Below are 11510 nucleotides of genomic sequence, written 5' to 3'. Positions count from 1 at the left end.
TGGCATTACAAGCCTCTTATGAAAATTTAATAGACGCTTTTCAACGTTTCTTTCAAAAGCAAAATAACTATCCTCGCTTCAAAAGTAAAAAGAATCCAGTTCAAAGTTATACTACGAAGAATACGAATAACAATATTGCGATTATCGGTAATCAAATGAAGCTACCAAAACTAGGACTCGTAAAATTTGCGAAGTCGCGTGATATTGAAGGTCGTATTCTAAAAGCGACGATTAAATACAATGCGAGTGGTACGTTTTACGTGTCTGTCCAATGCGAAGTACCAGACTTTAAGCCATTGCCTCAAACAAATGAAGCTGTAGGAATTGATTTAGGTATCACCGATTTTGCGATTCTGTCTACTGGACGTAAAGTGGATAACCAACGCTTTACGAAGAAGATGGAACAGAAGTTAAAACGTGAGCAACGCAAGTTATCACGTCGCTACGAGCAAGCAAAAAAAGATGGGCGTGATTTACGTGAGTGCATGAACTACCAAAAGCAACGTCGTAAAGTGGCTCGTTTGCGTGAGCGTGTTGCGCTTCAACGTGAAGATTTTTTAAACAAGCTATCAACGGCATTGATTCGTCACTATGACGTCATCTGTCTTGAAGACTTAAACACAAAAGGCCTGTTGAAAAATCATAAGTTAGCGAAAGCGATTAGTGATGTGTCATGGTCTTCTTTTGTGCAAAAACTGATGTATAAGGCGAAATGGTTCGGTAGAAAAATTGTCGAAATCGACAGATTCTTCCCATCGAGCCAAATTTGTCATGCCTGTGGTCATCGAGATGGCAAGAAACCATTAGCTATTCGTGTGTGGACTTGTTCATCTTGTGGTACGATACTAGACCGAGATATTAATGCAAGTAAGAATATCTTAATCGAAGGATTAAGACTTTTAAAGCAACAACCGTAGGAACGACGGGGATAGCCTACTAAAAAAGTGAAGCCGCTGTTTCGAGCAACTGGAAACAAGCAAGCACTGTTCGTAGGAATCTCCCACTTCAAGCAACGTTCGAAGAACGGCTAAGTGGGAGTAGTTCAATCGAATCTTGTTTTTAATGAGCTAATATACGTGCCATCTGTCGTTTTAAAGCGTGGGACACCATCTTTACTAAATTCAACACCTGCAATCTGTACAGTTGTACCAATTGGAAGTGCTTTTACTTTTGTAATTAAGTTTACATCGCTGAATTCAGATAATTTTACAAGTGTTGTGACGGATGATGGGAAGTCACTTGTGTAATAATATTGTTTCACATTTTCTGGCACGACTTGTGTATGTGTTTTTAACGCAGTCAGGTATTTACCACCTGTTGTTTTTAAGAACGGTGTGCCTGCATCAGTGTATTCGATGCTATCAATTGTAAATGTACGATCAATACCATATTGTTTGTAGATGCTCTTACGTGCGAAGTCATTATAAAGTGTTTGTTCTTTTAATGTTAATACACGTTCAGGAACGTCTGTAATATATTTTTCAATATCTGCACGTACTTTTTGTACATATTGTTTATTTGCTGAAATATAGCGACCATCTGATAATTCTAAGCGCGGCGTGCCACCTTCAGTGAAATCAACGCCTGCAATTGTTAACACAGAGCCTTCAACTGCTTTTCCGACACGTGTAGACGTATTAAAGTCTACATTATCGTATAAGTTTGCGTCTTTTTTCAGAAGGATTTTTCCAGGATTTAGATAATAAAAGCTATCATAGCTTGCGACAATCTTTTGCATATAAGTTTTGTTTGCTGAAATGTATTTATTTGTCCCGATTTTAAGACGTGGGACACCAGTAGAGGTATAATCAATACCTTGTACCTCTACTACAGTATCCTTTTCTAAGGTACGGATTTTTTTGCTAGCTGTGAAAGTTGTACTTTTATAAACGCCCGCATCTTTTTTCAATATAACGTTCTTTGGATTTTTCGTGAAAAATTTCGTTAAATCGATGTCATTACCTGCTTGTGTGACAAGTGAAGATTTACCGCGAATATCATTTAATTCTTGGTTTGGATGTAAACGGTTTAAATCGACATAGCCGCTAATACCGCTTACAATACCTTGGTCTGTGTATTGCCATAGATCATAGTTGTAAGCTGGTGCTGTGCTGCCGTAACGTGGAATCCATACGAAATCGGCTTTTGATGTATCTAAATTTAATTGGTTATATAAGTGATGTGCAATGTAAAGACCTACTTTTTTATCTGTATATTTTCGTAGTTCGTCTACATAGGCGTTGATGATTGTACGCATGCTTTCACCAGATGTACCGGTCATCTCTTCAACATCAATTACATACATTTGCGCATCTTTATCTGCACGATTATAAAAATCGCGTGCTTCTTGTCTCGCATCAGAGCTTGAGACTGCTAAACTGTATGAATAAACGCCGAAGGGTACGCCATTTGCTTTTGCTTGTTTTTCGTATGTACTATGCATGTAATCCTCAACAGAACTACCGTATTGTGTACGAATAATAGCGAAATCAACTGTTTTTGACACTTTTGCCCAGTCGATATTGCCTTGCCATTTTGATACATCGATTACGGTTTCGCCTGTCGCCATTGTACGTGCTTTAGATGTATCGGTTGTATCTGTGACAAAAGGCTTGCCTTCCCATTTCACTTGGCCATCTGGTTTTGCGGGTGATAATGTTTCGGCATTTGCTGCCATGGGAGCCGTTAATGCTGAGGCTAGCAGGGCAGCGACGCTCGTGGTACGTAGTAAACTTTTCATATTCTAAACCTCCTAGTATTCTTAACTTCGACAGTATAACAGAATAATAAGACAGTTACGTTTTATTTTTGTAACAAAACAATCTCAAAATGTTAGGTTAATATGACAAAAATGTCTATAAAGTCAAAAAAGTAACAAAAAATAGTTTGACTTTTCAGAACTTTTTCGCTATATTAACACCACATTTAGTGAGGAGTGATGGATAATTTGAAAGTATTTGCTGTTATTCCAGATGGACTTTCTGGTGGAAAAGTAGAAGAAATTGTTGAGGCGATTATTGCTCGAATTGATGAATTTGATTATGTTTGTATTCGTCAACAACGACATAGTGAGACGTTACTGCGTTATTTTTTAACGTGTAATGTAAGAAAAGAAAAAATTATTTTGTATGGCAATATTGAATTAGCTATAAACTACGATGTAGCAGGGGTTCATTTCCTAGCACATGATAATCGCTTAGCTGCTTTTAAACAGCAATACCCACATAAATTAGCAGGGCAATCCATTCATTCGATGGCAGAGTTAGATGCTGCCTCGATAGCAGATTACTTTGTAGTAGGGCCTATTTATCAATCCTTTTCACACCCATATAAAAAGCAGATTGGTGAAAAATTATTACAGACGATTTGTGAACGCACGACAGTACCGGTGATTGCGATTGGCGGTATGACAAAAGAAAAAGGGATGTCGTTAGAAGGGACTGGAGTAGCGGGCATGGCTGTGTCGACTTCTTTTTTCAACATGGATGATTGCGTAGAAATGTAAAATACATAAATTTTTTGAAAAACACATACGAACATATGTTCAAAACGTTAGGTAAGAGGTATAATAGTAATAAATCTATAAGTAGAGAGTGTGTTGACAGTGTCTTCAGGAAAAACACATGACCGCGTTAATAGTATATTTATTACGCTTCTCGTGTTGGTATTATTTTTTTACAATTTGATAAATGATGTCAGCATCCTTTATTTTGTATTAGGCTTTATGGTGGGGACATTTTATTTAGGCCCTGATTTAGATTTACGAAGTAACTTATACTATCGTTGGGGTGCGCTCCGTTTTATTTGGCATCCATATCAAAACATGCTATCGCATCGCTCTGTTTGGAGTCATTTTCCACTAATTAGTGATATCATTCGTTATATTTGGATTGGTATGATGTATAGCGTCTTCTTCTTATCACCATACATTATTTCGAAATATATTTTAGAAACGATGCAATATATGAATGCGACGTATTTGTTGTTAACGATAGGCGTTTTATTATACGTTACCGCAACTAAAAAGAAATTACCTAAAAAATATCGTAAAAAACGTCTTCATATTGATTTTGGTAGCGTCGTTCTTTTGTTATTTATTCTAAACAGTGTGTATGTATTAATGAATGGACATCCATTTTTTATGGAATTAAAAGATCATGAATTAGTGCAAGAATTAGAACGTTTATGGGACCCCTTTAGCATTTTCTTTTTAGGGAATGTTTTAGCAACAACGTTACATTCATTACTAGATATGTTGTCATCAGGTGTTAAAAAGCTTAAAAAATAACGAGTAGGTGAATGAAAATCTCGTTTTAATCAATAATTTATTTGATTTTTCGAAAAATAGACAAAAAATAGACATATTTGATGAAAAAATTATTTTTTTAGACGATAATAAAGGTAACAGCATTTGAAGGAGTGATGACAATGATAAAAGAAAATCTATTAGATGTATGTATCGATAATATGATGTTGACAAGAATGGCAGCGGAGATGAGCGAACAAGCTTATCATGAGAAAATTGCTGAAGTGGCTCATCATGAATTTGCACATGGAATTTATACGGGTGTGCAGTATGATACGTTGAAACATAGTTATTTATCTGTCATTGCACCAGATCGTAAGGGCGCTATTGAAAAAATGATGAGTTTACCGATTATGAGAAATCATCAACTGCAAACGATGAAATTACAAGATAGCTTTGGTTATGATATGCTACATTACACAGTAGAGAATGGCTGGAACGAAATTATTACACCACCAGAAATGGCGCGTGCCGTTGAATTTCACGCACTTTATGAAGAATGCTGGTATGCATTACAAGCATCCTGTATTTCATAAATAGTATATAAAAAGAGGCTAGGACAATGAGACATGTCCGGCCGACAAAAGATAAGTATAAGAAAAGCAGGAGTCGCTTTGGGGCGATTCCTGCTTTTTGTTGTGAACCTATTATAAAATTGAAATAGATTTCCCAGTCTTTTTGAGTTATTGCATAATAATTGCCGGATTGAAATAAAGAATGACAATTGCTGCGAGTCCATAAAAAATTAAAAAGAAAATATTAATTAAATGTTCACGGGATTCACGAATATATTTATATTGCATGATAATATCAAACAAATACTGAACGAATAAAACAATTAAGAATAACCATAAAATATGGTATTCGGTCGCAAAGCTAATAACGACAATTGCGAGTAATGCGAACATCAAAATGTTTTTTCCAATTCTATGTACTTGGTTGACAGGGGCAATCGATAAAATACTTTTTGGTACTTTAAATTGCTTTCGCACAGCGATTTCTAAAATATACGATGCAATTAATAAAATCAAAATCGTAAAAATGAAATTCAACGTCTCCACCTCTTTCACATAGTGCTATTATAAGTGACAATGAAAAGAGGCGTCCATAAAGAAGTATAGGTCATGCTAAAAACGCCAAAAATCTAGCTTTTTCGACGCTGTATCTACTTTTACTGTGCCGCCAATTGGGAACGTGAACATAGACTGTGTATGCCCAAAGTCTACATTATAAAGAACAGGGATGTCTTTTACGCATGGAATTTTCGTTAAAATGAATTCGATGTCCTCGTCCGTCATTTGAGAAGCGCGTTGGAATCGACCAATAACGAGTGCCTGTACATTATGAATGCTTTGTAAAAGCGAGGTTAAATCTCGCGCAAAAATCTGTGGGCGTGTTTCGTAATCATCTTCAATAAAGAGGATTTTTTTATCGAAGCCGCTTGGTATATAAGGTGTGCCCTGTAATAAATTTAAAGTACTTAAATTACCACCGAATATTTGTCCGCAGGCCTCACCTTCATTAAATACTTTCCAGTTTGTTTGCTCGAAACGGCGATTTTCCTGATCGAGATACCATTCATCATCACTCCAATAAGAAGAAGCTGTGACACTGTAGGAATCACTTGAAGTCAGACATTTCAGAAAATTCTGCTCATGATACGAGCGACCTTTTTCCATTTGGAATGTCGAGAAATGTGGACCAGAGTATGTAACGAACTCGGATTTCGTTGTGATTGCAGTTGCAAGAGCGGTAATATCACTAAAGCCACAAAGAATTTTCGGGTTTTTCTTTATCAGTGTATAATCAAGATATGGTAAGATTTCATTGCTACTAAAGCCACCAATAGCTGTTAAAATCGCCTTCACGTTGGGATCACTAAAGGCTGCATGGATATCATCGACACGACTTTCAATAGAAGAGGAACTGAAAAGGTCGGATTCATAAATATGCTGACCAAATGTGACGACAAAACCCATTTCCTCTAATCGCGCTTTTGCTTTGTCCACACCGGTGTCCCCTAAAATTTTAGCGCTGGTGCTTGGTGCAATGATACGAATTTCATCACCTTGTTGTAATTTTGATGGAACAATCATGGAAACGCCCCCTGTATAAAGTTTTTGTAAATAGTATTAGTATATAGGTAAATGAAAAGGAGTACAATCACAAGATGGATTTATTAGGCTGGATTTTATTTTTTATTTTAGCAGTGCTTATTATGGTTGTCGTAACAAAATTTGTTACGAAGAAATTTAATATTCCAACACAACCTGCAGGAAAATACGTTCACGTTAATATGTGGCAAAAACAATTAGAGCGCATGTTTTATATTGTCTTTTTAATTGTGTTAATGATTGAAATGTTTATCGTGCAAAATACACGTCCGTTTTCAATCTATGCATTTCTAGTATTATTTGTTGGCTCACGTATGTTTTTTGAATACCGTTATCGAAAAGAAAATAAACAATATATCATTTATGGTGTGACATTTGTGTATATGTTAGTGTTCTTTGTTATTATTGATCGTATCGGATAAGAAAAAGAGACTGAGACAAAACACGGCATTTTCATTTTTTAGCGTTCGCAACGAAAAACCGGAACCGCGCCACAGCGCGATTCCGGTTTTTCTTATGCTCATAGGAGCAATTGTTTTTACATGTATGCCCAGCCGCTTTTTTTATAGGCTTATTTTGATAAATCAATCGTGAAAATACCAAAACCTTTAGCATCTATTTTGCCTGTATAACTATATGGGCTATTTTCTTCTAAATAATTAGCACCCGCTGGAGAAGATGTGAAAGTCACATTTGGCTTGCCAGTAATTTTAGCTAATGACCAGTTGTTATCAGCTGTTGGAACGATTTCTTTTTGCTCTGAAATATAATCCATTAATACTTGGCGGTTTTCATCTTGACTATCGACTACGACAGGGCTTGTTTTCACGCCTGCAAAATTCCCGCCACCTGTTGCACGGTAGTTATTTGTGATGACGATAAATTGTTGGTTCTCATCAACTGGCTTTCCATTATATGATAGATTTTTCACACGGTTTGCTGTTGGGTTAATTAAAAGGCCATCTGGGTCATATTTTGATGGCTGTGTCACATCAATTTCATATGTTACGCCATCGATAACATCAAAGTTATATGGTCTAAAGTCGCTATTGATAAGTGCTTGCTCAGTTGTTTTATTCGGGTCGATTTGATTGAATTGACCAGCAGAGCGTTCTAACCATTCTTTTACTGTTGCGCCAGACACTTGTACGGCTTTTAACGTATTATCGTATAAGTATAAATCAGCGGCACTACGGATTGTTAATTCGCCTTCTTTAATTTCTGTATATTCTTGTGGGCCATTACGTCCTGCTTTAAATGGTGCGCCGGCTGATAAAATCGGTAGGTCTTTTAATTTCGGATCATTTGCGACGATTTTTTCAACATACCATTTTTGTGCGTTTGTTACGACTTGAATAGATGGATCATCTTTCACAAGCGCAAAGAAGCTGTGGATATCATCGGTTGTTGTGCCGATTGATTTATTGACGTACTCTACTGTTTTTTCATGACTTGTTTTTAAAATTGAAGATACGGTTTTGGCCACGCGTGTGCTCTTCGCATTACGTGTGTGTGATTTTGATGATACGACTTTCCATTTATTCGTTTTTGATTTTGTTAATTTTAAATCGATAATGCCAAGCTCTGCACCACCGTATCCCGCTTGTACAGCTGCAACGCCATTAATTGTTCCTTTTTTATTGTTAACGCCAGGCAGTAGCTTGCCATCTTTATCCTTAAATGATGAGCTAAGTGATGCTTCGTCTTTTGCTGGGAACACTTGGTGTGTATGTGAGAATGTCACAGCATCAATATCTTTTACTTTTGTTAAGGCATAGATAACGTCCTCGTTATTTGTCACATCTGCATTAAATCCTGAGTGTGCCATTGCAATGACCACATCCGCCCCTTTTTTCTTCATTTCAGGGACGTATTTTTTCGCTGTCGCAACGATGTCCTTCGCTTTGACTTTGCCTGTCAAATTCGTTTGATCCCAGTTCATAATTTGTGGTGCTACAAAGCCGATATAGCCGACTTTAATGACATGTGATTTCCCTTTTGAATCTTTTACTTTTTTCTTAACAATGGAATACGGTGTAAATTTATTTTTATCATTTTTATCGTTTTTGTCATGGTCATCGACATAGACATTGGCGTTGACACGTTTGAAGTTCCCGTCATTATACACTTCTTTTAAATAGCCAAGACCGTAGTTGAATTCGTGGTTACCATAAGTAGCCGCATCATAGCGCATCGCATTCATTGCAGCAATGCTAGGATGTACTTCACCCTTTTTAATACGTTCTACTTTAGCAAAAAATGTACCGAGTGGAGTACCTTGAATCGTATCACCATTGTCTACAAGCACATTGTTTTTATTTTCTTTACGTGCTTCATGTACAAGTGTAGCAGTTTTAACAAGACCCACTGTATCTGTTTCAGCATTTTTATAGTAATCATAATTCATTAAATTAGTATGCACGTCTGTTGTTTCCATAATGCGAAAGTCCACGTTCGCCGTTGTCGTTTTTGCATCTGCTAATGTAGGCACAACTAAGCTCATACTCATTACTGCTGCGAGTGCTATTACACTTTTCTTTTGTCGATGATTTCCCATACATAAAACCCACCTTTAAAATAGTTGTAAAATTCAGTTCCTTCTTGTAATATAGCGTAGTTAAGACTAAAAGAATATAGTTTTATTGTAATTAAGGTCTTTTTTGACAATTTTATTATTAAAGTGGAAATGATGTGGGGCAGTGCGGATAAAATTAGTATTTCTTGTTAGTAGTCTGTTGATTATGATGACGCCAATGATGGCAAGGAGTGAAGCGATGATTGCAAAAAACATTCCAAAATCAACGTGGATTTGGGATGTCAGCTTATTAAATGACATCGATATGGAAATGCTTGAAGTGCAGCATGTTACAAAAGTATATGTACAAGTTGACACTGAGCTACCAATAGAAGAATACATCCTATTTAGTGAAAGAGCACAGCAACATCATATAGCAGTCTACGCATTAGATGGCGCAAGTACATGGGCACAAACGCCATCGCAAGCACAGTATACAAAGAAATGGATTGCGCAAGTCCAACAACAGTATCAACTCTTCAAGGGTGTGCATCTTGATATAGAGCCGTATACGTTGAAAACATACGAACAGCAACAACAAAGCTTATTTGAAAATTATTTTGCAATCTTAAAATCCTATCGTGCGATGACGAATGAGCAGGGATTATCGCTAGAGGCAGATATTCCATTTTGGTATGATGAAGTATCGTATGACAATCGATACGGTAAAGGTCTTGTGTCACAGTTTGTGATTCGTCAAACAGATGAAGTCGCGGTCATGGCCTACCGTGATACAGCCGCCGCGATTTTAGAAATTACGAAAAGTGAACGTGCGTATGCAGCGAAGAAAGGGAAATCACTGACCATTGCGGTGGAAACACATCCATCAGAGGAAGGTGATTACATTAGCTTTGCGAATAAAACGCCAGCGTATTTTGAACAACAATTAGAAAACGTTTATGCACAAGTACAGTTGCCAATTGGCGTACATCATCTCACCTCTTGGCAAGCATTATACAAATAGGAAGAGACAAGGTGGAACTATTCGGTTTGGTTATCGAAGTGCAAAAAAGGAATCGCGCTAATCTGCGTGCGGTTCCTTTTTTTGTATGGTACTAATCTCTACGGGAGAAGTGTTTGTTTGAAGATTTCGGTTGGAATACCATCGACAATTCCTGCTTCTACTGACACAAAGCCAGCTCGCGTTAAAATTTTACGCGACGCATCGTTTTCAGGGTCAATCATTGCCATGACGGTTTGGATAGTGGTTTTGCAGGCGAGTGCGACTAATGTATTAGCAATTTGCTGACCATAGCCTTTTTTAAAGAACTGTGGAAATAGCATATAGCCGATTTCTGCCTCGTTGTTGACTTCATCGAGTATCACCATGCCAAAGCCAATATACGTATTATCAATAAAGATTTTATAACTACCGAAAATAGCATGTGCATCATTTTGGCGAATACTTTTCGCAAAGCGGGCTTGTGCATCATCTTTAGACAGTGCTTCACCTGTAATGTACTTCATAACCGCTTCGTCACGAACAAGCGCATAATAGTCGTCAAAATCCTGTGCTGTATATTTTTCTAAATGCAATGGAATCATCCTTTCACGTAGTAACTAATGAGATTCACGCGATATTACCTTGAATTGGTTTATTGTTCTAGAAAATGAAACCGCCTTCAAGTACGATGCTTATAATATAGTCAAAGGTAGGGTAAGGCAATGATTAAATTCGTAACACCAAAGTCCTTTTTTTATGAAGGGGATGAACGTGCAGTATTATTACTGCATTCATTTACAAGTACAACGAGTGATATGAAACGATTAGCGAAATATTTAAATAGTCGGGGGTATACATGCCATGTACCATTATATCGCGGTCATGGTGAGGCACCCGAACAGTTTTTAAAAACGACTTTACGACAGTGGTGGGAAGATGCAGAAGCGGGCTTTCATTATTTACAGGCGCGTGGGTATCAAAATATTGCGGTCATTGGTGTATCGATGGGGGACCTATTTACATTAAAGCTCGCGCAACAAGAAACTGTAAAAGGGATTGTCACAATGTCTGTACCCAATCACGATGCGGCTTCCTTTTTACCACAGCGTTTTTACAATTATGTGACGCGTTATTGGCGCTTGAAGGGTTATCGGCAGTGGAGATTGAAGAACATGCGGCTCCTTTAAATGCGCAAGCACAGGCAATTTTAACGACGCTTGTTACATTAATTGATGAGGTGCATTCAAATGCGGATAAAATAGTCATACCCGCAAGGTTATTGTATGGCGGACAAGATCGCCCGTTGTATAAAGCGAGTGCGGAGTTGCTTTTGGATCATTTAGCGAGTGAAGATAAGCGCGTAATCGGCTATCCACATGCAGGCCATTTAATGACGGTCGGGGAAGATGCGGCACAATTGAACGAGGATATTTTCAATTTTTTAGAAACGCTAGATTGGTAAAGAGAAATGGTATTGTTAGCGAAGGAAACGATAAGAAAACAAGGAATCGTGCAAAAGCGCGATTCCTTGTTTCTGTTGTCAACATCTATTGCGACGAGGTTAAGTTCCGT

13 protein-coding genes are annotated in these 11510 nt (G+C 37.4%); 8 read left to right on the top strand and 5 right to left on the bottom strand.

Features of this window, described 5'->3' with window-relative positions; genetic code table 11:
* Positions 1 to 917: RNA-guided endonuclease TnpB family protein (locus QI30_RS17850; RefSeq protein WP_148113873.1), on the top strand; the 917-nt coding region annotated here is incomplete at its 5' end.
* 125 nt (positions 918 to 1042) lie between these two features.
* Here the strand turns inward: QI30_RS17850 and QI30_RS17845 are convergent.
* Entirely contained in the window at positions 1043 to 2740 is a 1698-nt protein-coding gene (locus QI30_RS17845) for a DUF5776 domain-containing protein (RefSeq protein WP_126991938.1), read from the bottom strand.
* A gap of 198 nt (positions 2741 to 2938) precedes the next feature.
* On the opposite strand from QI30_RS17845, the gene QI30_RS17840 reads away from it, so the two are divergent.
* From QI30_RS17840 to QI30_RS17830, 3 genes are all read left to right on the top strand, one after another.
* Positions 2939 to 3505 (top strand): thiamine phosphate synthase, encoded by a 567-nt coding sequence (locus tag QI30_RS17840; protein ID WP_126991937.1) that lies wholly within the window; start codon positions 2939 to 2941, stop codon positions 3503 to 3505.
* Positions 3506 to 3604: 99 nt separating this feature from the next.
* Positions 3605 to 4288 (top strand): metal-binding protein, encoded by a 684-nt coding sequence (locus QI30_RS17835; protein ID WP_126991936.1) that lies wholly within the window; start codon positions 3605 to 3607, stop codon positions 4286 to 4288.
* Positions 4289 to 4428: 140 nt separating this feature from the next.
* Complete coding sequence (locus QI30_RS17830) at positions 4429 to 4842, top strand: hypothetical protein (protein ID WP_126991935.1); 414 nt, start codon at positions 4429 to 4431, stop codon at positions 4840 to 4842.
* A gap of 147 nt (positions 4843 to 4989) precedes the next feature.
* On the opposite strand, the gene QI30_RS17825 is transcribed toward QI30_RS17830, so the two are convergent.
* On the bottom strand, positions 4990 to 5358 hold the full coding sequence (locus tag QI30_RS17825; RefSeq protein WP_126991934.1) for a DUF4181 domain-containing protein: 369 nt from the start codon (positions 5356 to 5358) through the stop codon (positions 4990 to 4992).
* Between the two features lie 75 nt (positions 5359 to 5433).
* Complete coding sequence (locus QI30_RS17820; RefSeq protein ID WP_126991933.1) at positions 5434 to 6402, bottom strand: S66 family peptidase; 969 nt, start codon at positions 6400 to 6402, stop codon at positions 5434 to 5436.
* Positions 6403 to 6476: 74 nt separating this feature from the next.
* On the opposite strand from QI30_RS17820, the gene QI30_RS17815 reads away from it, so the two are divergent.
* Positions 6477 to 6842, top strand: a complete 366-nt coding sequence (locus QI30_RS17815; protein WP_126991932.1) for a DUF4181 domain-containing protein — start codon at positions 6477 to 6479, stop codon at positions 6840 to 6842.
* A gap of 149 nt (positions 6843 to 6991) precedes the next feature.
* On the opposite strand, the gene QI30_RS17810 is transcribed toward QI30_RS17815, so the two are convergent.
* On the bottom strand, positions 6992 to 8929 hold the full coding sequence (locus tag QI30_RS17810) for a bifunctional 2',3'-cyclic-nucleotide 2'-phosphodiesterase/3'-nucleotidase (protein ID WP_370323635.1): 1938 nt from the start codon (positions 8927 to 8929) through the stop codon (positions 6992 to 6994).
* Positions 8930 to 9194: 265 nt separating this feature from the next.
* On the opposite strand from QI30_RS17810, the gene QI30_RS17805 reads away from it, so the two are divergent.
* The gene (locus QI30_RS17805; RefSeq protein WP_126991930.1) at positions 9195 to 9959 is read left to right on the top strand and encodes a hypothetical protein; all 765 of its coding nucleotides are present in this window, start codon (positions 9195 to 9197) and stop codon (positions 9957 to 9959) included.
* Positions 9960 to 10057: 98 nt separating this feature from the next.
* Here the strand turns inward: QI30_RS17805 and QI30_RS17800 are convergent, their stop codons facing one another.
* A complete protein-coding gene (locus QI30_RS17800; protein WP_158621064.1) occupies positions 10058 to 10531 on the bottom strand; it encodes a GNAT family N-acetyltransferase in 474 nt (157 codons plus the stop codon).
* A 129-nt stretch (positions 10532 to 10660) separates the two neighbouring features.
* Between QI30_RS17800 and QI30_RS17795 the strand changes: the two genes are divergently transcribed.
* Positions 10661 to 11125: an alpha/beta hydrolase gene (locus QI30_RS17795; RefSeq protein WP_126991928.1), complete on the top strand. Its 465-nt coding sequence runs from the start codon at positions 10661 to 10663 to the stop codon at positions 11123 to 11125.
* Positions 11095 to 11400, top strand: coding sequence for an alpha/beta hydrolase (locus tag QI30_RS20515; RefSeq protein WP_158621063.1), 306 nt, complete (start codon positions 11095 to 11097; stop codon positions 11398 to 11400). The genes QI30_RS17795 and QI30_RS20515 overlap by 31 nt, the downstream gene beginning before the upstream one ends.
* Positions 11401 to 11510: the final 110 nt, after the last annotated feature.

The organism is Candidatus Kurthia intestinigallinarum (genome assembly GCF_003991225.1).
GTDB lineage: Bacteria > Bacillota > Bacilli > Bacillales_A > Planococcaceae > Kurthia > Kurthia populi.
Note: the sequence above shows the minus strand (reverse complement) of the source record. Positions and strands in the feature narration are given on the sequence as shown.